The sequence below is a fragment of the Sulfitobacter sp. OXR-159 genome (genome assembly GCF_034377145.1).
Lineage (GTDB): Bacteria > Pseudomonadota > Alphaproteobacteria > Rhodobacterales > Rhodobacteraceae > Sulfitobacter.
On sequence record NZ_CP139707.1, the window covers coordinates 1,539,255 to 1,563,363 of the forward strand.

The window sequence follows — 24,109 nt, forward strand, 5'->3', positions numbered from 1 at the left end:
GGGTTTAGGGCGTTCCACGGATCGGCACGACCCGAAAGATGCGCATGCATAAAAAACGCCGCCCGAGGGGATCGGGCGGCGTGATCTCGACAGCTACGGTGTGGATTAGAAAGTGAAACCTACTTTGACACCAAAGGCCACGGCATCGTTGTCTTCGAAGTCCGCTGCCGGGGCAAAGCCCGGAATGGCCGTCTCTGCGTCACCGATGTTGACGTAGCGCACGCCGGTGGTGATTCTCATATTGTCGCGGGTATAGACGGCGGCCAGCGCGAGGCTTTTGTTGCCATCGGTCGGCCCGAGGTTGGAGGCAAAGCCGCCTTCGGACTTCTCATAGCCAACGGAAGCAGAGACCGACCAGTTGTCGTTCAGACGGCGGCCCACACCCAGCGAGTAGGTGAAAACATCGTTCTCATAGCTCACGAGGGAAGCGCCACCCGTGGCGCCTGCATAGGCAGCCGGAGAAATATCGAAGGACGACCAATCAACCCAGCGGATGCCACCGAACAGAAGCGTGTCAGCCGCGATTCCGGTCTGGAAGTCGAGATTAACCGATTGCGGCGTTTCGATTTCGGTTGTGCTCATGACTGCGCCGAACTCGGTGGTGTCAACGTCATGGTCGATGCTGGAATTATAGGTCAGCGCCACGCGCATGGCGATGTCGGGGCGCTCATAGGCGACACCAGCAACATAGCCGACGCCTGTGTCGCGATCCCCATCAACCGTATAGCCGCCCACGAAGGGGACAGCTGCCGTGGCTTCGATGGTTTGCACGCGCAGACCGCCGTGAACGCTGAAGTTGTCGTTCATCCGGTAGCGCAGCAGGCCGGTCAGAGCGTGCGCGTCAAGATCAGCCTGCGCCCCTGCGGCGTAGTAGCCGGTCCCTGTGGGATAATCGATGTCAGCGCCAAAGGGCTGGTCATAGATGATCGCATAGGACAGCTTGTCGTTGATGTCTGCCTTATAGGCGGCGCCAAACTGCATGTAGCTTTCTGTGGCATTGCCTGAATTGCGGCTGCCGAGGGCCGCGACCGAGGTGCCCGAGGTGTCGGGCGAGATATGCCCGAAGCTGAACTCGGCATAGCGCCCGTTTTCAAACAGGGCGTTGATGGATTGGCCGGACCGATCGATGCCGCCAGCGTGAACAAGTGCCGTAGATGCCAACAGTGCCGGAATTGCCAAGAAATAGGTTTTCATTTGCTTTCCTCCCAAGACTTCTGTGCGGTTCCTCCCCGGCACAGGTTAGAAATAGTCTAAGCGGATAGCTGCCGTTTGCGTCAATCACTGACCTTGGGTCAGGTTGAAATCTGGGCAAACATTACTTGGGGTGTGCTTTGCGGGTCTCAAACCAAATGTTGAGGTAATTGCCCGCAAAAATGATCGCGGCCCCGACGAAGACCCAGACATCGAGCGCTTCGGCATAGAGGAGCATCCCGACGACCGCGATCGCCGGAAGGCGGACGAAATCAATCGGCACCACCACGGTCGCGGGGGCGAGGCTCAGCGCGTTGGTTAGACAGTAATGCGCAAGCAATCCACAGGCGCCGACGAGCAGCAGAAAGGGCATCGTCTCAACAGTAGGTCCGGCGATATCGCCGTCGTAGCCCGCCGAGATCAGGCCAAAGATCAATTGCAGCGTTGTGAGGTAGAATAGGATCGTGGTGATCCCTTGGCTGCGCGTCAGCCGCTTGGTCAGCACATTGGTCAGGGCAAAGAAGACCGCACAGCCCGCCGCCGCCAGAATGCCGGTGTTGAGGTTGCCAATATCGGGCCGTGCGACGATGAGAATGCCGATGAACCCCATGACCGCAGCCAGCGCTCGCGTGGCGGTCAACCGTTCGCCCAGCAGAAAGATCGACAGGACGATGACCCAAAGCGGAGAGGTGAACTCCAGCGCGAAGACCTGCGCCAGCGGAATCAGCGACACGGCGAGGAACCATAGGTTCTGCCCGGTGAAATGCGCGAGGTTGCGGATAAGTTGTAGGCCAAAGTTGCGGGTGTTGATCTGCCGCCACGCCCCGGTGGCCCAAGCGAGCGACAGGACGATGATCACGCCGATCACACTGCGGTAGAGCATCACCTCAAAGGTATCGAACCGTGCCGAGAGTTCACGCCCCGCCACAGCCATGGTCGAGAAAGAGCCGATGGAGCCGATCATCCAGAGTGCAGCGCGGACGGTTGGGGTCATGTGGGGTCGATCAAGTGGTCGTCACCCTTGGCCTCGTCGCCGATGATTTGGCGGTCGGTGATCGGAATGTCGGTGATCTTGTAGCCGCGTGTGATCCCGGCGGTGAGCCTTGCCCAGTCTGAAGCCGCCGTGCGGTTCTGATGCGCCTCAAAGGCTGCGCGGTCGGTGAAAAGTTCCGATACTTGCCACAAAAGGGGATCGTCGGTTGGGGTCACGTCGAAGCGCAAACACCCCGGCTCGGCACGGGTGAGGCGCAGATGCGCGTCAAGCCCTGCGCGCACCCGGTCCGCCTCGGCCCGGGTGGCGCAGCGAAGGTGGCCTGTTAGGGCCACCCTCATGTTTATTCCCACTCGATGGTGCCCGGAGGTTTCGAGGTGATGTCATAGGTGACGCGGTTGATGCCCGGTACCTCGTTGATGATCCGCGTGGCGGTTTCACCAAGGAAGTCATGGGTGAAGGGGTAGTAGTCCGCCGTCATGCCATCCACAGAGGTCACCGCGCGCAGGGCGCAGGCGAAGTCGTAAGTACGGCCATCGCCCATCACGCCCACCGTGCGCACAGGCAGGATCGCCACAAAGGCTTGCCAGATATCGTCATAGAGACCGTGGCGGCGGATCTGATCGATATAGACCGCATCGGCCTCGCGCAGGATCGCCAGCTTCTCGCGGGTGATCTCACCGGGGCAGCGGATCGCAAGGCCCGGCCCGGGGAAGGGGTGGCGGCCAATGAACGAAGGCGGCAGCCCGAGTTCACGGCCCAGCTCGCGCACTTCGTCTTTGAACAACTCGCGCAGCGGCTCGACCAGTTTGAGGCCCATCTTTTCGGGCAGGCCGCCGACATTGTGGTGGCTCTTGATGGTGACCGAAGGGCCGCCGGAGAAGGAGACGCTTTCGATCACATCGGGATAGAGCGTGCCTTGGGCCAAGAAAGTCGCATCGCCCACGTCTTTTGCGTGTTTCTGGAACACATCGATAAAGAGCTTGCCGATGATCTTGCGCTTGGTCTCGGGGTCCGAGACACCGTCGAGCTCGCCCAAGAACAACTCTTGCTCGTCAGCGTGGATCAGCGGCATGTTGTAGTGGTCGCGGAACATGGTGACGACCTCTTCGGCCTCACCCTTGCGCAGCAGACCGTGGTCAACGAAGACGCAGGTCAACTGATCGCCAATGGCTTCGTGAATCAGCACGGCGGCGACGGAGGAGTCCACGCCGCCGGAAAGGCCACAGATCACCTTCTGGTCGCCCACCTGCTCGCGGATCGCGGCAATGGCTTCCTCACGGTAGGCGCTCATGGTCCAGTCGCCTTTGAACCCTGCCAGACGCACGAAGTTCTCATAGAGGCGTGGGCCGTTGGGGGTGTGGTGCACCTCGGGGTGGAACTGCACGGCGTAGAAGTTGCGCGACACGTCGCCGGTGATGGCGAAAGGCGCGTTGGGGGAGGTGCCATAGACCTCAAACCCCGGAGCGATCTTGCTGACGTGATCGCCGTGGCTCATCCAGACCTGTTCACGGTCGGTGGCGAACCAGCCTTCGAGCAGTTCAAGCTGTTGGCCGGTGGGGGTTACGAAAGCCCGGCCAAACTCGGCGGTGCCGTGACCACGCTCCACATGGCCGCCAAGGCAATGCATCATGACCTGTTGGCCATAGCAGATGCCCAAGATCGGCACGCCCAGTTCAAACACAGCCTGCGGCGGACGCGGTGCGCCTTCGGCAAACACAGAGGACGGGCCGCCCGACAGGATCACCGCCTTAGGCGCGAATTCCTTGAGGAAGGCTTCGTCCACCGTGTTGAACGGGTGGATTTCGCAAAAGACGTTCAGCTCCCGCAGGCGACGCGCGATAAGCTGCGTGACCTGGCTGCCGAAGTCGATGATGAGAAGGCGGTCATGGGTGATATCTGTCATGGGGCCGTGATTAGGCCCGTGGGCGCGCTCTGGCAAGTCTCTAGCGGGCCGAAGACAGGCACCTGCGGCGTTTAATCCGCGGAGGAGGCGCGCGGGCGGCACGCGATGTCGCTTTTTGCCGCTAGGGGACGTTATCCGCGCGAAGGGGGCGCTGGGAATGGGCTAGTGACAGGTCAAGAGTTGCGGGAAGGAATGAGCAATGGCGGAATCAGCACGACGGGCACGCGGCGGCGGAGGTGCGGCACGGCGCGCGGCACGCACGGCCGTCTCCTTTGAGACAGCCCGCTATATCGAGCGTAATATCCCGAACTTCGAAGTGCTGACCGAAGAAGCGTTGCAGATCATCGAGCATAACGCCGATACGGTGCTGGAAGAGATCGGCGTGAACTTCCCCGACAACCCCGATGCGCTGGCACTGTGGCGTGAGGCCGGTGCCGATGTGCAGGGGGAACGGGTGCGCATCCCACGGGGGCTGGCGCGCAAGCTGTGCTCTACGGCACCGTCAACGATCACCCAAGTGGCGCGCAACCGGGAGCGGGATGTTGTCATAGGGGGCAAGAGCCTCGTCCTAGCTCCGGTCTATGGCCCGCCTTTTGTGCGCGATGCCGCCGGGGGACGCCGTTATGCTACGATGGCGGACTTCGAGAAATTCGTGAAGCTGGGCTATATGTCCAAATGGCTGCATCACTCGGGGGGGACGGTATGCGAGCCGACCGACATCCCTGTGAACAAGCGCCACCTTGATATGCTGCACGCGCATATGACGCTCAGCGACAAACCCTTCATGGGGTCGGTGACCGAGCCGTCGCGCGCGCAGGACAGTGTGGATATGTGCGGCATCCTTTTCGGTAAGGACTTCGTACAGGAAAACACGGTGATGACCTCGCTCATCAACATCAACTCGCCGATGACGTTCGATGATGTGATGATGGGGGCGCTCAAAGTCTATGCCGAGAACAATCAGGCCTGCATCATTTCGCCGTTTATCGTTGGGGGGGCGATGGCGCCGGTAAGTGTGGCCGGGACACTGACGCAGGTCTTGGCCGAGACACTGGCCGGCATTGCCTATAGCCAGCTTGTCCGCCCCGGTGCGCCTGTCATCATGGGCGCTTTCGTGACCTCCATTGACATGAACAGTGGTGCACCAACCTTTGGCACGCCGGAAGCTGCGCATATCACCTATGGCGCTGGGCAACTGGCCCGCAGACTGAACCTGCCTTACCGGAGCGCCGGGTCTTTCAACGGCTCGAAACTGCCCGATGCGCAGGCGGCCTATGAGACCTCCAACAGTCTGAACATGGGGCTTCTTTCCGGGGTGAACTTCATGCTGCACGCCTGTGGCTGGCTGGAAGGGGGGCTTGTGTCTTCTTTCGAGAAATTCGTCATGGATGCCGACCAACTGGGCACCCTGCATCACCTCGCCCGCGGGGTAGAGATGGACGAGAACGCGCAGGCCATGGACGCAATCCGCGAAGTCGGGCCGGGGGGGCATTACCTTGGCTGCGCCCATACACAGAACAACTTCCGCGAGGCGTTTTGGAAATCCGACCTGCTGGATTACAAACCCTTCGAGACATGGTCGGATGAAGGGGCGCGCGATACGCAGACCCTTGCCACCGCGCGGGTCGAAAAGATGCTTGCCGATTATCAGCAACCCGCGCTTGATCCGGCCATTCGCGAGGCGCTTGATGCCTTTGTCGCGACCCGCAAGGCAGCGGAGCCGGATAGCTTTACCTAAAATAGGACTGCGGGGGGCGTTCCCCCGCTGCGGCCTTTACGCGCTGGGGGTCTGCGCGGCTCTCAAAAAACGCGCTTCGCCGACCATGGCGATCAGCACATCCACATGCCGGATCAGGCTATAGCTTGCATCTGCCGTCTTGCGCTGGGTGTCCAACTCGGCCTCGATCTCGGTCAGTTTGATCAGCGCCGTGCCGTGGCGCGGCAGTATGCCAAAGCCCAATATGCGCGGCAGATGGGTGCCGCGCCGGTAATCCTCGGCTCCGATACGGGCGGCGCGCATCAACAGGCGCGGGCGGTGAAGTCTTTGCAGCATGGTCAGTAGATCTTGCATCACAACTCTCCGGTGAACGGGGGGGTGAATCACCCCGGATCATCGAAGCATGGCGCAACCTTTCCGGGTGTTGCGCGTCATGGCTTCGCGGCGCACGGCGCATACCGGTGCTGTTTACCTTTTGGAAACAATCATTGCCAAATGCGACGATTTTAACCAACGGGTAACCAAAACATCCATAGGTTGTGAATAACTCTGGGGATAACTCTCCGGCTTGGGGACCCGCCAAAATGGAAGTGGCAGTCAATTGAAGGCGCATCACCAAATCCAACAGACCGTCCTGCCGGGATGGGTGCCGCACGGAGCCCTGCATTACCTCGCACATACGGAGACCGGCGCACCGATCCGGGCTTTGGCACGCCAAGCTGGCTGCCATGCCTCGACCATCATGCGCCAAATCCGCCGTATCGAGACAAGGCGCGACGATCCGCTGGTGGATGCCGCCCTGCGCAGGCTCGGGGCGGTGCGGCGCGCTTTGGATTGTACTGCTGGCCCCCCAGCAGGAAAGACAGCGACAATGACCAATCCCGCCACCCCCCTTCTTGACGAAGACACTTTCGCCGCCGAGGCGCTGCGCGTCCTTCGGCGCCTGCATGAGACGGGCGCGATCCTCGCCGTGGCCGAGGGCATGGAGAAGGCCGTTGTCCTGCGCGAGACGGACACCGGCCCCGGCGCACGCACCGCTGTGGTGGACAGCGCCGTGGCGCAGGCGATGGCCCTGAAAGATTGGATCGCCCCCGGCAGCACAGGCCGGGTAACGCGCTATCACATCACCAGCGCCGGGCGGGCTGCGCTGCGGCGGATGATAGAAGACCAAGGCGCGGGCGCCCATGGCTTTGCCGAAGATCAGACCGCGTTTCTGGGCATGGCCAGCGGCCCCGAGGCGGAAGAGGGCGCGGATACCGATGTGGCCCCGCGCCGAGGCCGCTACTGCCTGTCGGAAAGCCCGCTCTCTGCGCTTGCTCGGCGGCGCGACAAATCCGGTGCGCCCTTTCTGAACGAGGGGCTGGTCCATGCCGGTGAAAGGCTGCGTGAGGATTTCGAACTGGCCCAGATGGGCGGTGAGGTGACCCAAAATTGGGATCATTTCCTGACGCCGGGCGCAAAACCCAGCGGGCGGCGTGAGGGCTCGGGCAGCATGGCCGCGGCAGAGGCGCGCAAGCGGGTGGCAGGCGCTATGGCCGAACTCGGCCCCGGCCTGTCGGACGTGGTGCTGCGCTGTTGCTGCTATCTGGAAGGGCTAGAGACCACCGAAAAGCGGCTGGGATGGTCGGCGCGATCAGGCAAGATCGTGCTGCGGATCGCGCTGATGCGACTGAAACGGCATTACGACGAAACCGTAGGCCCGGGCGGCCCGATGATCGGATAAAGAAGGGGCGGCAGGGTGATGATCCTGCCGCCCCGGTTGTTTCAGTCTGCGACCTTCGTCGGCGTCTCATCTGTCACCGAAATCGCCACTTCGTCTTTCTCACAAGCGTCACGCACGCCGGCGGCATAGTCGGGGTGCACTTTTTCCAGCACCGCATACCAGCGTTCTTTTACCTGCTGCGAGCAAGGCGCCATGGCACCGGCCATGTTCTCATGCAGACGGTCGCGCTGCGCCTGATCGAACACCTCGGTATAAAGCTTGCGCGGCTGGACGTAATCGGCATCCGTTTCCTCTTGGACATAGCGATCCGCATCGCCCGAGATGCGCAGCGGCGGTTCCTGAACCGACGGGTCAGGCCGGGCCGATTCCTCGTATTGGTTCGGCTCATAGTAGGCATCCGGGTGGCCGGTCTGCTGGGGGAAGAACCGCATGGAGCCGTCCTTGTGGTAGTGGTGCATCGGCGCGGCCTTGGGCGCGTTGGCGGGCAGGGCCTCGTAATGCGTGCCAAGACGGTAGCGGTGCGCGTCCGCATAGGAAAAGACCCGCGCTTGCAACATCTTATCGGGTGAAAACCCAATCCCCGGCACCTTGTTCGAGGGCGAATAGGCGGCGTTCTCGATGCTTTGGAAGTAGTTGTCGGGGTTGCGGTTGAACTCCAGCATGCCGACCGGGATCAGCGGGTAATCCGCATGCGGCCAGACTTTGGTCAGGTCAAAGGGGTTAAAGCCGCAGGTCTCGGCCTCTGCCTCGGGCATGACTTGGATATTCAGCTCCCATTTCGGGAATTCGCCGCCTTCGATCGCGTTGAAGAGATCCTCTTGGAAGTTCTCGCGGGTCGAGCCGATCAGCTTTTCCGCGTCTTCATTGGTGCGGTTGCGGATTTCCTGCTGGCAGCGGAAGTGGAACTTCACCCAATGACGCTCCCCCTTGGCATTCCACATCGAATAGGTGTGGCTGCCGTAGCCGTGCATGTGCATCGGGTTCACCGGAATGCCGCGGTCGGACATCAGGATGGTGACCTGATGCACGCATTCGGGCTGAGCAGCCCAGAAGTCGAACATCGCCTCGGGCGAGCGCAGGTTGGTGCGCGGATGACGCTTTTGGGTGCGGATGAAGTCCGGGAATTTATAGGCGTCGCGGACAAAGAAGATCGGGGTGTTGTTGCCAACCACGTCCCAGTTGCCTTCTTCGGTGTAGAATTTCACCGAGAAGCCGCGCACGTCACGCTCACTGTCGGCGGCACCCAATTCGCCTGCCACGGTGGACCAGCGCGAGAGGATTTCGCAGGTCTTGCCCACTTCGGAGAAGATCGCCGCACAGCTATATTCGCTGATGTCATGAGTCACGGTAAAGGTGCCCTCGGCGCCCCAGCCCTTGGCGTGAACGGCCCGCTCGGGGATGCGCTCGCGGTTCTGATGGGCCAGTTTTTCGATCAATTGGTAATCGTCCAGCAAGACCGGGCCACGGCTTCCGGCGGTTTTGCTGGTTTCATTGGTCGGCATCGGCGCGCCGGCGGTGGTGGTGAGACGCTTGCTCATCTTGGGTTCCCCTCGGTTATTGTCTGAGGGGAAGATGATCCATTTCGCCCATAATTTCCAATTGCAGTTTTGTAAAATTGCGATAGGTAAAAGTTATGAACTTCACCCTAAAGCAACTTGAATATTTCCGCGCACTGGCGACTTTGGGCAACTTCGGCCGGGCGGCGGAGGCCAGCAATATCTCTCAGCCTGCGCTTTCCGTGCAGATCCGCACCTTGGAGGAGTCGCTGGGGGGGCGGTTGATCGAACGGCAAAGCCGCGCCTCGGTCCTGACGCCCTTGGGCCGCGAGGTGCTGACCCGCGCCGAGGATATCCTGCGCCGCGCCAAACTGTTGGAAGCCACGGCGCGCGAACAGGTGGGGCTGGCGGGCACGTTGAACCTTGGGCTGATCCCGACGGTGGCGCCCTATCTGCTGCCGGGCGTGCTGGCCGCGCTGCGGGCGCAGGATATCTCGCTTAGGGTCGAGGTGCGCGAGGCGCAGACCGATCAGTTGTTGGCGGATCTGCGGGCCGGGGCGCTGGATGCGGCGGTGATGGCGGTGCCGACAGGCGAAACTGGTCTGGCCGAAATGCCCCTGTTCGAAGATCGCTTTTTGCTGGCGGGCTCCGCCGAGCGGATGGCGGGGGCGGCGGTTCTCCGTCCGACCGATCTGGCCCGCACGCCGTTGATGCTGCTGGAAGACGGTCACTGCCTGACCGATCAAGCGCTAGAGGTTTGTCAGCGGGACAGGACGCAGGCGGGCATCCACACGGGCGCTTCGTCCCTCGCGACCCTATCGCGGCTGGTGGAGGCGGGGTTTGGCATGACCTTGATGCCCGAGATCGCCGCCAAGACTGAGCTTGATGCCGCGCCGGGCCTACGCCTGCACCGTTTCGGCGCGCCGGAGCCTGCGCGGCAAATAGGGCTCGTGCGCCGGGCAGGCACGCCGGGCAGCGGTTGGGCGGCGCAATTAGCTGAGACGCTAAAGGATGTGGGGGAAGGGCTGACCGGGCAGCTGCGCGCGAAATACTAGGCGCGGGCGGGGCAGCGGGGTCTAAGGGACCGGGCCAAACGGCCCGATCCAATCACACGAAGGGGCTTAGGCCGCCTCGGTTTTCTTCTGGTTTTCAAGGTATTCCAGCACGGTTTCGGGGCTGGACACACCGTAAGGGTCATCACCGTGGTTGTCGCTGATGCCGGGCTCTTCGAACCATGCTTCGATCTGACCGTCGTTGACGATCGCGGCATAGCGCCAGCTACGTGCACCGAAGCCGAGGTTGTCTTTGGCGACCAACATGCCCATGCGGCGGGTGAATTCGCCGGACCCATCAGGGATCACGTCGATGTTCTGGACGCCCTGCATCTCTTTCCACTTGTTCATGACAAAGCTGTCGTTGACCGACAGGCAATAGATCGCGTCGATGTCATGCTCTTGGAACGCGGCAAAGTTGTTCTCAAAACCGGGCAGCTGGTAGGTGCTGCATGTCGGCGTGAAGGCACCGGGGAGGGAGAACAGGACAACGCGCTTGCCTTTGAAGAAGTATTCGCTGGTTTTGTCTTCCCAACGGAAGGGGTTGTTGCCTTCGATGCTTTCGTCGCGCACGCGCGTTTTGAAGGTGACGTTGGGAACTTGAATACCGGGTTTCATCGCGTCTCTCTTTCTCGGATTGGAATCTTTGTCGGTTGGTAGCCCATATAGGCAGCCTGAGCAACTCTCGCAATGCTGCAACTGCATTGTAATTTTCCGGTTATAAAACAAAGCACTAAATCATTGGCAAGGGGTGATGCCGCTGGTGCATGGCAGCCTTGTCTTGGGTGCGCATGCTGTAGGTGGTCATCGGGTCAAGGACTGTGATAAACAGGGTGCGACACAATGATCAGAGGCCCCCGATGCGCGATCTGAAGATACCCGAACAGCGCCACCCCGAAAAGGCGCGCAAGCCCGACAACGCCCAGCCAAAAAAACCGAGCTGGATCAGGGTCAAAGCGCCCGGCGGCAAGGGCTATGCCGAGACGGCGCGCATCATGCGTGACAACAAGCTGACCACGGTCTGCGAAGAGGCGGGCTGCCCCAATGTCGGCGAATGCTGGTCTCAGGGTCATGCCACGATGATGATCATGGGCGAGGTTTGTACACGCGCCTGTACCTTCTGCAACATCGCGACCGGCAAGCCGCCTGAGGACTTGGATGTGTTTGAGCCGGGCCGCGTGGCCGATGCGGTTGCCAAACTGGGGTTGAACCACGTCGTCATCACTTCGGTCGACCGCGACGATATCAAAGATGGCGGAGCCGAGCATTTTGCCCAAACCATCCGCGCCGTGCGCCACCGGAGCCCCGACACGACGATCGAAATCCTGACGCCGGATTTCATCCGTTGCGGTCCCGAAGCCCTTGAAAAGGTTGTCGAAGCGCGACCGGATGTGTTTAACCACAACCTCGAAACCGTACCGGGCCTCTACCCCGAAGTGCGCCCCGGCGCGCGTTACTTCCATTCTTTGCGCCTGCTTCAGCGGGTGAAGGAGTTGGACCCGTCGATGTTCACCAAATCGGGCATCATGGTGGGCTTGGGCGAAGACCGCCAAGCGGTCATTCAGGTGATGGAAGACATGCGCGCCGCCGACATTGATTTCCTGACGATCGGCCAATACCTGCAGCCGACGCCGAAACACCACGCGCTGGACCGTTTTGTCACGCCGGAGGAATTCACCTCTTACGAAAAAGCGGCCTACGGCAAGGGCTTCCTCATGGTTTCCGCCACGCCGCTGACCCGGTCGAGCTATCACGCGGGTGACGATTTCGCGCGACTACGCGAGGCGCGGAACCGCAAGCTGGGTATTGCCTGAACGAAAAAGACGCGCCCGGCGTTAACCGCCGGGCAGGGCCTTGAGGTAGGCCGCAATCGCTTCGCGATCGCTCTCGGGAAGTTGGGCAAGGTTGCTGACCACCTCGGCCATCTCTCCGCCTGCGCTGTCGTATTCCGGCGTGAATCCGGAGGTGAAATATTCCACCAGATCGGCCTTGGACCAATCAAGATGTGCGGGCGTGATGCCGGGGATGCGCCCCTCGCCAGAAGGGTTCGGCGCGCCGGTCAGCCAAGCATCCTGCTCCAACCCGCCCAAGGCATTGCGTGGCGTGTGGCATTCGCCGCAATGGGCCAGCCCTTCGACAAGGTAGCGCCCGCGTTCGACCTGTGCGTCTGAGGCATCGGCCAGCACGAAATCTTCGTTGAAGAACATCATCTTCCACGCGCCAAGCCCCCGGCGGATGTTGAAGGGAAAACCCACCTCATGCGGCAGGCTCGGGATAGCTGCGGCAGGTAGGGTCTGCATATAGGCAAACAGGTTCACCACGTCCTGCGGGGCGAGGTGTTGGTAGGCCGTATAGGGAAAGGCGGGATAGTAGTGCTGGCCTTGGGGCGAGACGCCGCGCGTCACGGCGCGGGCAAACTCTGGCAGGGTCCAATCGCCGATGCCCTGTTCTGCATCGGGCGAGATATTGGGCGCGTGGAAGGTGCCGAAATCGCTGGGGAAGGGCAGGCCACCGGCCAGAACCAGCATCTCCTCCCCCTCACTCTCGGGGGCGGCATGGCACGAAACGCAGCCCCCGGCAGCAAAGACCCGCGCCCCCGCTTCCGGGTCAGGCGTCAGACCTGCGCCATAAGACGGCTCAAGCGGATCGGGCCGGGTTGCGACCCAGCCAAGGGCCGCGCCGAGAACGGCACAGCCCAGCAGTACAGGGACAATAGGGCGCAAGGATCAGTTCTTGGGGCCGCGGTAGTCGTCGTGGCAGGCGCCACAAGCCTTGCCCACCGCACCCATGCCCGCTTTCAGGGCGTCAAGATCGGTGCCTGCGGCCTCGATCATATCCGCGCTGGCGGTCTCCAGCGCCATGAAGGCGTCGTTGAACCCCTCAGAATCGCTCCAGATTTCGGCCTTGGCGCGGGACCCTTCAACGGCGCCTTGCTCAGTGCCTTCAAGCCAAAGCGTGCCGGGCTCAAAGCCCGCAGCGGCATGAAGGTTGGTGGCGGCGGCGGTTGCCATTTCGGCGTTATATTCCGTTTCGCCCTTGGCCATCCCGCCCAGAATGCCGGTGTGATAAGCGATCAGTTGCATCTGCGCGTGGCGCGCGTTGACGGCGTCGCTGGCGGCTTTTTCACTATGGGTGGCGGCGAAACCGGCGGTGGCAATCAAGGCGGCGCCGATGCCGATGGCGGTAATGCTTTTGGTCAAATGCATGGTCATCTCCCTTTTCTTGTCGCAGCGTAACATGAGCGCGGCTTGCAACAAAAAACAAAAATGTGATCAGCGGGATAACCTGCGCGCTTCGGCTTAGAACCGGCGGGGGATGCGCTCTGCCGTGGCCCAATCGGGCCAATAGCCCAGCCATTCGATCAACCCGATGGCCAAGGCCGCCGCGATGATTGCAAAGACCACGATCACCCGTTTGCCCGAGGGTGGATTGCGCGCCCATTGGGACATGCGCAGTAGCCACCGCGGGTCCATCACGTAAAGCGAACTTTCCCGATGAAAGGCAGGTTGCGGTTGCGTTGGGCAAAGTCGATGCCATAGCCCACGACGAATTCGTCCGGGATTTCAAAGCCAGTCCAGTCTGCTTTCAGGTCCACTTCGCGCCGGGTGGGTTTGTCGAGCAGGGCAATGGATTTCAGCCGCGCTGGTTCGCGCGAGCGCAGCAGGTTGGTGACATGGTGCAGGGTGTGGCCGGTGTCGACGATATCTTCGACGACCAGCACGTCGCGCCCTTCGATTGCCCCGCGCAAGTCCTTGAGAATGCGCACTTCCCGGCTGCTCTCCATGCCGTCACCATAGCTGGATGCTTCGAGGAAGTCGACCTCGATCGGCAGGTCCAATTCGCGCACCAGATCGGCGATGAACACAAAAGACCCGCGCAGCAGGCCGACCACGACCAATTTATCGGTGCCGTTGAATTCGTCATGGATCTCACGGCAGAGATCCTCGATCCGCGCCGCGATGGCCTTGGCCGAGATCATTTCGTCGATGACATAAGGCCCGTGTGCCATGGTTTTGCCCTTGAATCTGCGGGGTTGAGACGTGAAATAGGGGGTAACCTGCAACGCAACGGAACGCAATGCCTACCCATTCAGAGACCCGCCAACTGCCCTATAGCGCGCAACAGATGTATGATCTTGTCGCCGATGTGGCCCGCTATCCCGAATTCCTGCCTTGGACCGCTGCTGCGCGCATTCGCAGTGACGAAGACCGGGGCGATCACCGGGTGATGGAAGCCGATCTTGTGATCTCTTTCAAAGTGTTCCGCGAGCGGTTCACCAGCCGCGTCGTGCTCTGGCCCGAGGCCAAGAAGATCGACACCGAATATCTGGATGGGCCGTTCAAGTATATGAAATCAAACTGGCATTTCGAAGATAATCTCGAAGGCTGTCAGGTGCATTTCTTTGTCGATTTCGAATTCAAGAACATGATCCTGCAAAAGGTCATCGGCGTGGTTTTCAACGAAGCGATGCAGCGTATCGTGCGCGCCTTCGAGAACCGAGCGAAAGAGCTTTACGGCCCCAAAGGCTAAAGCGCCGCGAAGCCTTGCAGTAAGAGACCGAGCGCATGGTCGCGGGCGGCCAAGCGCACAGCATCGCGGCCCTGCGCGCCGAACTCCACCGTTTCGGTCTGAACCCCGGCTGACGTGGCAAGGCCAAAACAGACGCGGCCTTCGGGCTTATGTTCCGACCCGCCCGGGCCCGCGATGCCGGTGATCGACACGGCGATCTGCGCCTCTGACCGCTTTAATGCACCCGCGGCCATCTCTTTGGCCACCTCCTCGGACACCGCGCCCCACTGCGCCAATGTCTCCTCTGACACGCCCAACATCGCCATTTTCGCCGCATTGGTATAGGTGACAAAGCCGCGATCCAGCAGGGCCGAAGAGCCCGGCAGATCGGTCAGTGCCACGGCGAGCATCCCGCCTGTGCAGCTCTCTGCACAGGCGACCATCGCCCCGGTTTCGCGCGCCTTTTCCAGCAGTTGCGCGGCAAGGCTCATTTACAGCACCCCGTGGTAAAGCGCGGCCAGCGCCATGACGCCGAGGGCTGCGAAAATCCCGGCAAAGATATCGTCGAGCATCACGCCCCATGGCCCGCCCTGACGGTCGGCCCAGCCGATGATCAGCGGCTTGGTGATGTCAAAAAGCCGGAACAGCGCAAAGGCAGCGATCCAACCGGGCCACATGGCAAAGATCGGGATTTGCATCGACCACGCAGCGTAAGAGAGCGGCAAGAGCGCGATCCACTGGCCAACCAACTCGTCGACCACGACCTCTCCGGGGTCATGATCCGGCCCGCCCGCCGTGTAGCGCGCAGTGGCCCACCAGCCCAAAGGGATCGCCACGAGGATCCCGATCACCAGGAGCGGAAACCCCCCCAACACATGCAACAGCCACGCATAGGGCAGGGCGATGAGCGAGCCCCAAGTGCCCGGCGCGGGGCGGATGTGGCCGACGCCCAGAAGCGTCGCGATCAGATGAGCTGGGGTCATGTTTTCACCAATGTTGCTGTGGCCATACAGGCTATGCCTTCGCCGCGCCCGGTAAAGCCGAGGCGCTCGCTTGTGGTCGCTTTGACGGATACGCGGTCGATCTCGATCCCCAGCATTTCAGCCATCGAAGCGCGCATCGGTTGCACATGGGGGCCGATCTTGGGGGTCTCGCAGATGAGGGTGCAGTCGACATGGGTCAGGGTGAACCCCATATCGCGGGCGAGCTCTGCCGCGTGACGCAGGAAGATATCGCTCCGCGCGCCCTTCCACTGCGGATCGCTTGGTGGGAAATGCTGGCCGATGTCGCCGCGCGCCAGCGCGCCATAGATGGCATCGGTCACCGTGTGCAGCGCCACATCGGCATCGGAATGGCCGACCAGCCCGTGGGTGTGCGGAATGTCGAGGCCGCAGAGGGTCACGTGGTCTCCGGGGCCGAAGGCGTGCACGTCAAATCCGTTGCCGGTGCGAATGTCCATGCGGGTCTCCAATATGCGGGCGGCACGGGCGAAATCCTCGGGCCGGGTGATTTTCAGGTTATCGGCGCTGCCTTGGGTGATGGCAACGGTCAGGCCCGCGGCGCGGGCGACTTCGACATCATCTGCCGCTTGGCCGGCGTAGGTGGCGTGGGCCGCGCGGATCGCGGCAAGGTCAAAGCCCTGTGGCGTCTGCGCGGCGAAAAGGGCGCTGCGGTCTTGCGTGCCGGTGACGCGGCCATCCGCGCCCTGCCAAAGCGCATCGGTGACCGGCAGCCCCGGTGCGGCGGCTTGATACTGGTCGAGCGCATGAATCACGCCAGCAATGATCTGGGCCGAAACGCAGGGCCGCGCGGCATCATGGATCAGCACCTTCTCCGCCTGCCGAATGGCCCCAAGGCCGCGTTGGACCGAGGCCGCACGCTCCGCCCCGCCGGTGGTGACGGTAACGCCTTGGGCCGCAAATGCCTCGGCTTGATCCATGTCGTCTTGGTGCAGCACCAGCACGATTTCGGTGATCTGGGGTAGGGTGCGAAACACGGCGAGGGTGTGATCGATCACACGCGCCCCCGCCAGCGCCTGCCATTGTTTTGGCTGCGGACCGCCCGCGCGGCTGCCGCGCCCTGCGGCAACGATCAAAGCTGCGATACTCATGCGGGCAATCTGGAAAACGTGGTGAACATGGCCCTGTCTAGGCAATGCGGCGGCGGGGTGCAATCTGGGGTGGCTGCCTAAAAAATAAGCAGTTGCTTGGCGCATAGCTGCTTTTCAGGCTAGTTTCATTGAGGTCACCCCGTGGCAGAGCTACACAGCAAGGGACCGCACAAGGATTAAGCACGTGACCGCCGACCCCCTGACATTCGACCCGCCGGTATTCCTCGCCCCGATGGCGGGGATCACCGATCTGCCCTATCGCAGCCTTGTGGCGCGATTCGGGGCCGGATTGGTCGTGTCGGAGATGGTCGCCAGCCAAGAATTGCTCAGCCGCCGCCCCGGCACGCGGGAGAAAGCGGAGTTGGGGCTGGATGTCATCGGCACCTCCGTCCAGCTCGCGGGGCGCGAGGCCGAACCGATGGCCGAAGCCGCACGGATGGTCGAGGCGATGGGTGCGCGGATCATCGACATCAACATGGGCTGCCCGGCCAAGAAGGTGACGCAAGGGGCCTCCGGCTCGGCATTGATGAAAACGCCCGATCACGCGCTGCGGCTGATCGAGGCGGTGGTCGGCGCGGTCAACGTGCCTGTGACGTTGAAAACCCGGCTGGGCTGGGACGACAATATGCTCAACGCCGCGCCGATCGCCAAACGGGCCGAGGACGCGGGCGTGCAGATGATCACCATCCACGGGCGCACGCGCTGTCAGTTCTACAAGGGCCGCGCCGATTGGGCTGCGATCCGCGCGGTGAAAGAGACAGTGAATGTCCCCGTCATCGCCAATGGCGATATCACTGGCAGCGATGAGGCACGCCAAGCCCTGCGGCTGTCGGGCGCAGATGGTGTGATGGTCGGGCGCGGCGCGCAAGGCAGGCCTTGGCTGCTGGCGCAAATCGCGCATGACCTGCACGGACGCGCCAAACCGATGATCCCCAAAGGGGCCGCAATGGCCCAGATGGTGACCGAACATTACGACGAGATGCTGCGTTTTTACGGGGTCGATCTGGGGGCCAAAGTCGCCCGCAAGCATTTGGGCTGGTATATGGACCATTGCGCCACCCCCGCAGATCTGCGCCGCGCCCTGCTGACGGCGGGGGAGGTGAAAACCACCTTTGATCTGATCGCAGAGGCCATGCAGTACGACGCCGCAGCGGCTCAACCCCCGGTTGCGGCATGAGGGCCGAGATACCTGAGCGGCAGGTTTGGACCTCTTTGCCGGTGCCTGCCTTTATCGTCAGCGCCGACGACCGGGTCGCGGATTTGAACCCTTCCGCCGAAGGTTTCCTCAATGCCTCGGCCCGCGCCACGATTGGCCAGTCAATCTGGAAGTTGATCGCGGTGGACCACCCGCTTGAGGCCGCTTTTGCCCGTGCGCGGCTGCAGGGCACGCCGCTGTTCGTGAATGACGTGGATGTGGGCGCGATGCAGCGCGCGCCTTTGCAATGCGGCCTGCAGATTGCGCCGCTGGTGGGCGGGGCGGGGGAGATGGTTCTGATGATCACCCCGCGCGAATTGGCCGGGCGCATCACCCAAGATCACAGCGTAAAATCCGCCGCCAAATCCGCCATCGGCATGGCCGAGATGCTGGCCCATGAGATCAAGAACCCTTTGGCCGGGATCACCGGCGCGGCGCAGCTTTTATCGATGAACCTGTCCAGAAGTGATCTGGAACTGACCGATCTCATCGTTGCCGAAAGCCGGCGCATTGTGAAACTGCTGGAACAGGTCGAGCAATTTGGCAACCTCATGGCGCCCGAGCGCAAACCGGTGAACCTGCATGATGTGCTGGACCGCGCGCGGCGGTCGGCGCTGTTGGGCTTCGGCTCAAAGATGAAAATCACCGAGGATTACGACCCCTCTCTGCCGCCCGCGCTTGGGGATAAGGACCAGCTTTTGCAGGTCTTGCTGAACCTCATCCGCAACGCGGCTGAGGCAGCGGGCGCGGCGGGGGGCACCATCCGGCTGCGCAGTTTCTATGAACACGGGTTCCAGTTGCGCCGCGCCGATGGGGATGGCCAGCCGCTGCCCCTACAGATCGAGGTGATTGACGATGGCCCCGGCTTGCCCGACCATATCCGCGCCGATGTTTTCGATCCCTTCGTCTCGGGCCGGGAGAATGGCACCGGGCTGGGCCTCGCCTTGGTGAGTAAAATTATTTCAGACCATGGAGGCTGGATTTCAGTCAGTTCCGCCCCCGGTCGAACCGCATTCCGCATTTCGCTGCCGCGCGCAGGCGCCGCTGCCCTCAAGGAGAATTGACATGGATGGCACCATCCTCGTCGCCGATGACGACCGTACAATCCGCACCGTTCTGACCCAAGCGCTGACCCGCGCGGGCTGCAAGGTTCATGCCACTTCAAGCCTGACCACCCTGATGCGATGGGTCAGCGAGGGCAAGGGTGACGCGGTGATCTCTGACGTGGTCATGCCCGATGGCAACGGGTTGGAGATGCTCCCGAAAATCGCGCAGGACCGACCCGGCTTGCCGGTGATCGTGATCTCGGCGCAGAACACCATCATGACGGCGATCAAGGCGGCAGAGGCCGAAGCCTTTGACTATTTGCCCAAACCCTTTGACCTGCCGGACCTGATGAAACGTACCGCCCGTGCGTTGGAGCAGCGCACGACGCTCAGCCGTAAGGCCGCTGCCGACGACGGTGCCGAGATCGACGCCGAACGTGACGATCTGCCGATGATTGGCCGGACCCCGGTGATGCAGGCGCTCTACCGCACCGTGGCACGGGTGATGAACACCGATCTGCCGGTGCTTATCTGGGGCGAAAGCGGCTCGGGCAAATCGCTGATCGCGCGGGCGATTCACGACTTTTCAGACCGGCGCAGCCTGCCGTTCGTGACCGTGACGGATGCCGATCTTGCCGATATCGAAGGCCCTTCGCGGGTGTTGGCGCGGGTTGGCGGTGGCACCTTGATGATCGACGAAATCGCGGATTTCCCCCAAGATATTCAAGCCCGTCTGGTGCGGATGATGGATGCGCCGGGCGAAGACGCGCCGCGATTCATGGCCACCAGCCAAAGTGACTTGGATGCGGCGATGCAAGAAGGCAAGCTGCGCCGCGATCTCTATTACCGCCTGTCGGGGGCAACCCTCGAAGTGCCTGCGCTGCGGGACCGGGTGGAGGACATCCCGCTTTTGGCCGATCACTTCTTGGCCCGTGCCAACCCCGGGCCTGCGTCAGCGCGCAAACTCTCGGACAAGGCTGCGCAAATCCTGCTGAAGTTCCCTTGGCCCGGCAATGTGCGCCAATTGGAACATGCCATGCGGCAACTTGCACTGGCCAGCCAAGCGGCCGAGATCACGGCGAGCGAGGCCGAGCAGTTGCTGGGCGCACAAAGTGGTCCGGCGCCGATGCAGACCGAGGCCGATACCGAACGGCTGGGTGCCTCGGTCGAGCGGCACTTGCAACGGTATTTCGATCTGCACGGCTCCATGCTGCCGCCTCCGGGTCTTTACGCGCGGATCCTGCGCGAAGTTGAACTGCCGATGATCGAAATCGCGCTTGCCGCGACGGCAGGGAACCAAGCTAAATGTGCCGCTTTGCTGGGAATTAACCGAAATACTTTGCGTAAGAAGATCACCGACCTCGATATTGAGGTGACACGGGGCCGCAAGATGATGTAAAAGAGCCACATAACAGTGGCCATCGGGGTACTCTCCCGTTCAGGACCACATAATATGGCGGTTGATGCAGCAATGCATCACAACATCGGTGAGGTATGCGGGTGGCAACCCGGTCACGCAGGTTCAAGCTCGAGCGGTTGGGGCGTCTCAGGCGAGTCAAGCGGCTGCGCAATTGGTCCACCTTTGGGCTGGTGGTGCTGGGGCCGGTTTTGGCGCTTGCGACCTATCTGGCACTCGGGCCTTTGGGGCAGGGGGCGGATACGCTCAACCTGCGGCTCATTCTGTTGTCCGATCTGGTCTATGTGCTGCTGGTGGCGGCGCTGGTTCTTATCCAAGTCGGGCGGCTAATCTCGGCGCGCCGTGCCAAATCGGCGGGCTCTCGGTTGCACCTGCGGTTGACGGGCGTCTTTGCCCTGATGGCGCTGATCCCAACTGTCACAGTAGCGATTTTTGCAGGGCTCACGGTGAACGTGGGGCTCGAAGGCTGGTTCTCTGACCGGGTCAGCGGCGTGGTCGGCTCATCGCTCGCGGCGGCCGAGGCCTATGAGGCCGAGCAGCGCGAGGCCCTGATATCGGACGCGCAGACCCTTGCCCGCAGCATCGACAGCGCCCGCGCGCAGGGCATCAACCTAAGCGACAGTGAGCTTTTGGGCGAGGGCCAGCGGCAAATTCAGCGCGGCCTGCGCGAGGCGTTTCTGATCGACAGCACCGCGCAGATCAGGGCGCGGGGGGATCGGTCCTATCTCTTTGATTTCGAAGCACCCACCGAGGCGCAGCTTGAGACCGCCAGTGACGAGGGCCTTTTGGTCATCGAGGACTGGCCCAACAATGAATTCCGCGCGCTGGTGCCGATGGATGCCTATGTCGATCGTTTCCTCTATGTCTCCCGCGCGGTGGATGGTGAGATTCTGGCCCTGCTGGATGAGACCAAAGAAACGGTGCGCCTGTACCAACAGCTTGAATCCGAACGCGGGCGGCTGCTGTTCGAATTTGCCCTTGTCTATCTGGGCTTTGCGGTGATCCTCATTCTGGCCGCCGTTTGGCTGGGCCTGTGGTTTGCCGAACGGCTTTCCGGCCCGGTTGGGCGCTTAACCGGCGCCGCGCAACAGGTGGGTGCGGGTGATCTGAACGTGCAGGTCCGCGAAGAAGAGGGCGATGACGAAATCGCCATGCTGGGGCGTTACTTCAACCAGATGACCCGGCAGCTGAAGGGCCAGCGCGAGACGCTGTTGGAAAATACCGATCAGATCGAGCGCCGTCGCCGGTTGTTCGATTCCGTGCTAAGCTCGGTGACCTCGGGCGTTGTGGGGCTGGACCCCGAGGGGCGCGTGACCTTCGTGAACCGCTCTGCCATGCGGCTGCTGGACTGGTCGGAAGATCAACAAAGCCTGCCGCTGACCCTTGCCGTGCCGGAGTTCGGCCCGCTGTTCGAGACGGTGAAGGCCGCGTCTGACGAAGTGGCGCAGGCGGAGATCAAAGTCTCGCGCCAAGGGGCGATGGAGAACCTCTTGGTGCGCATGGCGACCCGGCGGTCCAAGGATGGCGATCTTGAGGGCTATGTGGTGGCCTTTGACGATGTGACCGATCTAGTCTCGGCGCAGCGCATGGCTGCTTGGGGCGACGTGGCGCGGCGGATTGCCCATGAGATTAAGAACCCGCTGACGCCCATCCAGTTGAGTGCTGAGCGCATTCGTCGCAAGTTCGGCCCCAAGATGGCCGAGGGCGATGATGACGCGCTGGAGCAGATGACCGGGGTGATCATCCGCCAAACCGGCGACCTGCGGCGCATCGTCGACGAATTCTCGAAATTCGCGCGGATGCCAGAGCCGGAAACCAGCCGTCAGGACATCCGGCAGTTGCTGCGCGATGCCGTGTTGCTTCAGCAAAGCAGGCAGGAAGAGGTGGCGATCAAGCTTGACCTTCCCGCAGAGCCGGTCATGGCCAATATCGACGGCACGATGATTTCGCAGGCGCTGACCAACCTGATCAAGAACGCGGGCGAAGCCATTGATAGCTTAAAGAAAGACGGCGCGCCCGAGGGGCATGTGCCGCAAATTCGCGTGGCGCTTACACCGGAAAACCGGCTCATGCGGCTGACCATCGCCGACAATGGCATCGGCCTGCCCGAAGACCGCGCGCGGCTGTTCGAGCCCTATGTGACCACGCGCAGCGAGGGCACCGGGCTGGGCCTGCCTATCGTCAAAAAGATTATCGAGGAACACGGCGGCAGCCTGACGCTCGAAACCGCGCCCGCATTCGACGGGCAAGACCATCACGGTGCCATGGCAGTCATTTCGCTGCCTTTGGCCATCGACGCAACGACAGACCAAGGGGATAAGGCAGATGAGTGACATTCTGATTGTAGACGACGAACGCGACATCCGTGAGTTGATCTCGGACATCCTTGAGGATGAAGGCTTTGCCACGCGCTTGGCCAGCAATTCTGATGAGACGATGGCCGAGATCAACACCGAGGCGCCCGCGCTGATCATCCTCGACATCTGGTTGAAAGACAGCCGGATGGACGGGATCGATATTCTAAAGACCGTCAAACGGGACAATCCCGATGTGCCGGTGGTGATTATCTCGGGCCACGGCAATATCGAGATTGCCGTGGCGGCGATCAAGCAAGGGGCTTACGATTTCATTGAAAAGCCCTTTAACATCGATCAATTGCTGGTGGTGATCCGCCGCGCAATGGAAACCTCGCGCCTGCGCCGGGAGAACCAGAACCTCAAGCGCCGCGATGTGGCGACTTCGGAGATGATTGGCACCTCCGCACCCTATCGCGCCTTGCTGGGCCAGCTTGACAAGGTGACCAAATCCAATGGCCGCGTGATGCTGACCGGCCCCGCGGGGTCGGGCAAGGAAGTGGCGGCGCGCTATATCCACGCCCATTCCGCCCGCGCCTCGGCGCCCTTTGTCACCGTCAACTGCGCCGGGGTGGCGCCTGATCGGATGGAAGAGGTGCTCTTTGGCCGGGAGACGCCGGACCGCGGGGTCGAGCCGGGGCTGCTGGAGCAGGCCCACGGCGGGGTGATCTACTTTGATGAGGTCGCAGACATGCCGCTTGGCACCCAGTCCAAAATCCTGCGGGTGCTGGTGGACCAACAGTTCACCCGCGTCGGCGGGACCGACAAGGTGCGCGTCGATCTGCGGGTGATTTCCTCAACGAACCGCGATCTGGATCAGGCGATCAAGGCAGATACCTTCCGGCAGGAACTCTATCACCGTCTGAACGTCGTGCCGATTGCCGTGCCATCCTTGGAAGAGCGGCGCGAGGATATTCCGCTGCTGGCCGAACATTTCATCGCCGAGTTCAACACCTCCCAAGGTCTGCCGCAGCGTGCGTTGACCGAAGATGCCGTTGCTCTGATGCAGACGATGGTTTGGCCCGGCAATGTGCGTCAGCTCAAGAACCTTGTTGAACGGGTGCTGATCCTCGGCGATGGCACCGGCCCGATTGAGGCCCGTGAACTGCCCGGCGAAGAGGAAAACGGCGGCGATGAGGGGCGCGTGGTGCTGTCCGGTGCACTGGCAACGCTGCCGCTGCGCGAAGCGCGCGAGGCCTTTGAGCGGGAATACCTGCTGACACAGATCAACCGTTTTGGCGGCAACATCAGCCGCACCGCGAATTTCGTCGGCATGGAACGCAGCGCCTTGCACCGCAAGTTGAAATCGCTTGGCGTTGTGACCTCGGCCAAGGCAGGTGTGCGCGTGGCCCATGTGGACGAGGAAGTGGAGGCGACGGGCTAAGCCGCAAGGCTCAGGCGC

At 62.0% G+C, this 24,109-nt stretch carries 24 protein-coding genes; 10 read left to right on the plus strand and 14 right to left on the minus strand.

Translation table 11 applies throughout. From position 1 onward, the window contains the following. Positions 1-105: 105 nt before the first annotated feature. The 4 genes from T8A63_RS07955 to guaA all read right to left on the minus strand — a co-directional run bounded on the left by T8A63_RS07955 (position 106) and on the right by guaA (position 4,088). Positions 106-1,194 (minus strand): OmpP1/FadL family transporter, encoded by a 1,089-nt coding sequence (locus T8A63_RS07955; RefSeq protein WP_322345461.1) that lies wholly within the window; start codon positions 1,192-1,194, stop codon positions 106-108. A gap of 121 nt (positions 1,195-1,315) precedes the next feature. Next, positions 1,316-2,185, minus strand: a complete 870-nt coding sequence (locus T8A63_RS07960; protein ID WP_322345462.1) for a DMT family transporter — start codon at positions 2,183-2,185, stop codon at positions 1,316-1,318. Further along, on the minus strand, positions 2,182-2,523 hold the full coding sequence (locus tag T8A63_RS07965; RefSeq protein WP_322345463.1) for a putative quinol monooxygenase: 342 nt from the start codon (positions 2,521-2,523) through the stop codon (positions 2,182-2,184). The genes T8A63_RS07960 and T8A63_RS07965 overlap by 4 nt, the downstream gene beginning before the upstream one ends. A gap of 2 nt (positions 2,524-2,525) precedes the next feature. Beyond that, positions 2,526-4,088, minus strand: coding sequence for a glutamine-hydrolyzing GMP synthase (gene guaA, locus T8A63_RS07970; protein WP_322345464.1), 1,563 nt, complete (start codon positions 4,086-4,088; stop codon positions 2,526-2,528). A gap of 199 nt (positions 4,089-4,287) precedes the next feature. Here guaA and T8A63_RS07975 point away from each other — a divergent pair, with 199 nt between their 5' ends. Next, positions 4,288-5,826: a trimethylamine methyltransferase family protein gene (locus T8A63_RS07975; RefSeq protein ID WP_322345465.1), complete on the plus strand. Its 1,539-nt coding sequence runs from the start codon at positions 4,288-4,290 to the stop codon at positions 5,824-5,826. A 36-nt stretch (positions 5,827-5,862) separates the two neighbouring features. On the opposite strand, the gene T8A63_RS07980 is transcribed toward T8A63_RS07975, so the two are convergent. After that, the gene (locus T8A63_RS07980; RefSeq protein ID WP_067628677.1) at positions 5,863-6,159 is read right to left on the minus strand and encodes a DUF6477 family protein; all 297 of its coding nucleotides are present in this window, start codon (positions 6,157-6,159) and stop codon (positions 5,863-5,865) included. Between the two features lie 280 nt (positions 6,160-6,439). Between T8A63_RS07980 and T8A63_RS07985 the strand changes: the two genes are divergently transcribed. After that, positions 6,440-7,528, plus strand: coding sequence for a DUF6456 domain-containing protein (locus T8A63_RS07985; protein ID WP_322345683.1), 1,089 nt, complete (start codon positions 6,440-6,442; stop codon positions 7,526-7,528). Positions 7,529-7,569: 41 nt separating this feature from the next. Here the strand turns inward: T8A63_RS07985 and T8A63_RS07990 are convergent, their stop codons facing one another. After that, complete coding sequence (locus tag T8A63_RS07990; RefSeq protein ID WP_067942670.1) at positions 7,570-9,066, minus strand: catalase; 1,497 nt, start codon at positions 9,064-9,066, stop codon at positions 7,570-7,572. A gap of 95 nt (positions 9,067-9,161) precedes the next feature. On the opposite strand from T8A63_RS07990, the gene T8A63_RS07995 reads away from it, so the two are divergent. Then, positions 9,162-10,079, plus strand: coding sequence for a hydrogen peroxide-inducible genes activator (locus T8A63_RS07995; RefSeq protein WP_300053507.1), 918 nt, complete (start codon positions 9,162-9,164; stop codon positions 10,077-10,079). Between the two features lie 66 nt (positions 10,080-10,145). Here T8A63_RS07995 and T8A63_RS08000 read toward each other — a convergent pair whose 3' ends face one another. After that, a complete protein-coding gene (locus T8A63_RS08000; protein ID WP_322345466.1) occupies positions 10,146-10,694 on the minus strand; it encodes a peroxiredoxin in 549 nt (182 codons plus the stop codon). 242 nt (positions 10,695-10,936) lie between these two features. Between T8A63_RS08000 and lipA the strand changes: the two genes are divergently transcribed. Next, positions 10,937-11,890: a lipoyl synthase gene (gene lipA / locus T8A63_RS08005; protein ID WP_067630585.1), complete on the plus strand. Its 954-nt coding sequence runs from the start codon at positions 10,937-10,939 to the stop codon at positions 11,888-11,890. Positions 11,891-11,911: 21 nt separating this feature from the next. On the opposite strand, the gene T8A63_RS08010 is transcribed toward lipA, so the two are convergent. The 4 genes from T8A63_RS08010 to hpt form a co-directional block, all read right to left on the minus strand. Next, positions 11,912-12,799 (minus strand): cytochrome c, encoded by an 888-nt coding sequence (locus T8A63_RS08010; RefSeq protein ID WP_322345467.1) that lies wholly within the window; start codon positions 12,797-12,799, stop codon positions 11,912-11,914. 3 nt (positions 12,800-12,802) lie between these two features. After that, entirely contained in the window at positions 12,803-13,282 is a 480-nt protein-coding gene (locus tag T8A63_RS08015; protein WP_322345468.1) for a cytochrome c, read from the minus strand. Between the two features lie 93 nt (positions 13,283-13,375). Further along, a complete protein-coding gene (locus tag T8A63_RS08020; protein ID WP_162931770.1) occupies positions 13,376-13,525 on the minus strand; it encodes a hypothetical protein in 150 nt (49 codons plus the stop codon). 23 nt (positions 13,526-13,548) lie between these two features. Next, a complete protein-coding gene (hpt, locus tag T8A63_RS08025; RefSeq protein ID WP_067630594.1) occupies positions 13,549-14,085 on the minus strand; it encodes a hypoxanthine phosphoribosyltransferase in 537 nt (178 codons plus the stop codon). Between the two features lie 68 nt (positions 14,086-14,153). On the opposite strand from hpt, the gene T8A63_RS08030 reads away from it, so the two are divergent. Beyond that, complete coding sequence (locus T8A63_RS08030) at positions 14,154-14,606, plus strand: type II toxin-antitoxin system RatA family toxin (RefSeq protein WP_067630597.1); 453 nt, start codon at positions 14,154-14,156, stop codon at positions 14,604-14,606. Here T8A63_RS08030 and T8A63_RS08035 read toward each other — a convergent pair. The 3 genes from T8A63_RS08035 to T8A63_RS08045 are packed head-to-tail and all read right to left on the minus strand — an operon-like array spanning position 14,603 to position 16,695. Continuing rightward, positions 14,603-15,076, minus strand: coding sequence for a CinA family protein (locus T8A63_RS08035; RefSeq protein ID WP_322345469.1), 474 nt, complete (start codon positions 15,074-15,076; stop codon positions 14,603-14,605). The genes T8A63_RS08030 and T8A63_RS08035 overlap by 4 nt on opposite strands. Then, positions 15,077-15,568, minus strand: a complete 492-nt coding sequence (locus tag T8A63_RS08040) for a phosphatidylglycerophosphatase A (RefSeq protein ID WP_322345470.1) — start codon at positions 15,566-15,568, stop codon at positions 15,077-15,079. After that, positions 15,565-16,695: a bifunctional 2-C-methyl-D-erythritol 4-phosphate cytidylyltransferase/2-C-methyl-D-erythritol 2,4-cyclodiphosphate synthase gene (locus tag T8A63_RS08045; RefSeq protein WP_322345471.1), complete on the minus strand. Its 1,131-nt coding sequence runs from the start codon at positions 16,693-16,695 to the stop codon at positions 15,565-15,567. The genes T8A63_RS08040 and T8A63_RS08045 overlap by 4 nt, the downstream gene beginning before the upstream one ends. Positions 16,696-16,927: 232 nt before the next feature. Between T8A63_RS08045 and dusB the strand changes: the two genes are divergently transcribed. The 5 genes from dusB (at position 16,928) to T8A63_RS08070 (ending at position 24,091) form a co-directional block, all read left to right on the plus strand. Next, the gene (dusB, locus tag T8A63_RS08050; protein WP_416153247.1) at positions 16,928-17,872 is read left to right on the plus strand and encodes a tRNA dihydrouridine synthase DusB; all 945 of its coding nucleotides are present in this window, start codon (positions 16,928-16,930) and stop codon (positions 17,870-17,872) included. Then, complete coding sequence (locus tag T8A63_RS08055) at positions 17,869-18,954, plus strand: two-component system sensor histidine kinase NtrB (protein WP_067630608.1); 1,086 nt, start codon at positions 17,869-17,871, stop codon at positions 18,952-18,954. Before dusB ends, T8A63_RS08055 begins: the two co-directional genes overlap by 4 nt. A gap of 1 nt (position 18,955) precedes the next feature. Next, complete coding sequence (locus T8A63_RS08060; protein WP_322345473.1) at positions 18,956-20,335, plus strand: response regulator; 1,380 nt, start codon at positions 18,956-18,958, stop codon at positions 20,333-20,335. A gap of 95 nt (positions 20,336-20,430) precedes the next feature. Next, positions 20,431-22,686, plus strand: coding sequence for a PAS domain-containing sensor histidine kinase (locus T8A63_RS08065; RefSeq protein ID WP_322345474.1), 2,256 nt, complete (start codon positions 20,431-20,433; stop codon positions 22,684-22,686). Continuing rightward, entirely contained in the window at positions 22,679-24,091 is a 1,413-nt protein-coding gene (locus tag T8A63_RS08070) for a sigma-54-dependent transcriptional regulator (RefSeq protein ID WP_067630616.1), read from the plus strand. The genes T8A63_RS08065 and T8A63_RS08070 overlap by 8 nt, the downstream gene beginning before the upstream one ends. The last annotated feature ends 18 nt before the right edge of the window (positions 24,092-24,109 follow it).

What these genes read in the sequence shown, in the direction of transcription:
- T8A63_RS08055 (WP_067630608.1), top strand. Translation starts at nt 17,869, where the DNA reads ATGAGGGCCGAGATACCTGAGCGGCAGGTTTGGACCTCTTTGCCGGTG.
- T8A63_RS07955 (WP_322345461.1), bottom strand. Translation starts at nt 1,194, where the DNA reads ATGAAAACCTATTTCTTGGCAATTCCGGCACTGTTGGCATCTACGGCA.
- T8A63_RS08000 (WP_322345466.1), bottom strand. Translation starts at nt 10,694, where the DNA reads ATGAAACCCGGTATTCAAGTTCCCAACGTCACCTTCAAAACGCGCGTG.
- T8A63_RS07965 (WP_322345463.1), bottom strand. Translation starts at nt 2,523, where the DNA reads ATGAGGGTGGCCCTAACAGGCCACCTTCGCTGCGCCACCCGGGCCGAG.
- T8A63_RS08060 (WP_322345473.1), top strand. Translation starts at nt 18,956, where the DNA reads ATGGATGGCACCATCCTCGTCGCCGATGACGACCGTACAATCCGCACC.
- T8A63_RS08030 (WP_067630597.1), top strand. Translation starts at nt 14,154, where the DNA reads ATGCCTACCCATTCAGAGACCCGCCAACTGCCCTATAGCGCGCAACAG.
- T8A63_RS08065 (WP_322345474.1), top strand. Translation starts at nt 20,431, where the DNA reads ATGCGGGTGGCAACCCGGTCACGCAGGTTCAAGCTCGAGCGGTTGGGG.
- T8A63_RS08020 (WP_162931770.1), bottom strand. Translation starts at nt 13,525, where the DNA reads ATGTCCCAATGGGCGCGCAATCCACCCTCGGGCAAACGGGTGATCGTG.
- T8A63_RS07960 (WP_322345462.1), bottom strand. Translation starts at nt 2,185, where the DNA reads ATGACCCCAACCGTCCGCGCTGCACTCTGGATGATCGGCTCCATCGGC.
- hpt (WP_067630594.1), bottom strand. Translation starts at nt 14,085, where the DNA reads ATGGCACACGGGCCTTATGTCATCGACGAAATGATCTCGGCCAAGGCC.
- T8A63_RS07995 (WP_300053507.1), top strand. Translation starts at nt 9,162, where the DNA reads ATGAACTTCACCCTAAAGCAACTTGAATATTTCCGCGCACTGGCGACT.
- T8A63_RS08035 (WP_322345469.1), bottom strand. Translation starts at nt 15,076, where the DNA reads ATGAGCCTTGCCGCGCAACTGCTGGAAAAGGCGCGCGAAACCGGGGCG.
- T8A63_RS08045 (WP_322345471.1), bottom strand. Translation starts at nt 16,695, where the DNA reads ATGAGTATCGCAGCTTTGATCGTTGCCGCAGGGCGCGGCAGCCGCGCG.
- dusB (WP_416153247.1), top strand. Translation starts at nt 16,928, where the DNA reads ATGGCGGGGATCACCGATCTGCCCTATCGCAGCCTTGTGGCGCGATTC.
- guaA (WP_322345464.1), bottom strand. Translation starts at nt 4,088, where the DNA reads ATGACAGATATCACCCATGACCGCCTTCTCATCATCGACTTCGGCAGC.
- T8A63_RS08070 (WP_067630616.1), top strand. Translation starts at nt 22,679, where the DNA reads ATGAGTGACATTCTGATTGTAGACGACGAACGCGACATCCGTGAGTTG.
- T8A63_RS07980 (WP_067628677.1), bottom strand. Translation starts at nt 6,159, where the DNA reads ATGCAAGATCTACTGACCATGCTGCAAAGACTTCACCGCCCGCGCCTG.
- lipA (WP_067630585.1), top strand. Translation starts at nt 10,937, where the DNA reads ATGCGCGATCTGAAGATACCCGAACAGCGCCACCCCGAAAAGGCGCGC.
- T8A63_RS08015 (WP_322345468.1), bottom strand. Translation starts at nt 13,282, where the DNA reads ATGCATTTGACCAAAAGCATTACCGCCATCGGCATCGGCGCCGCCTTG.
- T8A63_RS07975 (WP_322345465.1), top strand. Translation starts at nt 4,288, where the DNA reads ATGGCGGAATCAGCACGACGGGCACGCGGCGGCGGAGGTGCGGCACGG.
- T8A63_RS08040 (WP_322345470.1), bottom strand. Translation starts at nt 15,568, where the DNA reads ATGACCCCAGCTCATCTGATCGCGACGCTTCTGGGCGTCGGCCACATC.
- T8A63_RS07990 (WP_067942670.1), bottom strand. Translation starts at nt 9,066, where the DNA reads ATGAGCAAGCGTCTCACCACCACCGCCGGCGCGCCGATGCCGACCAAT.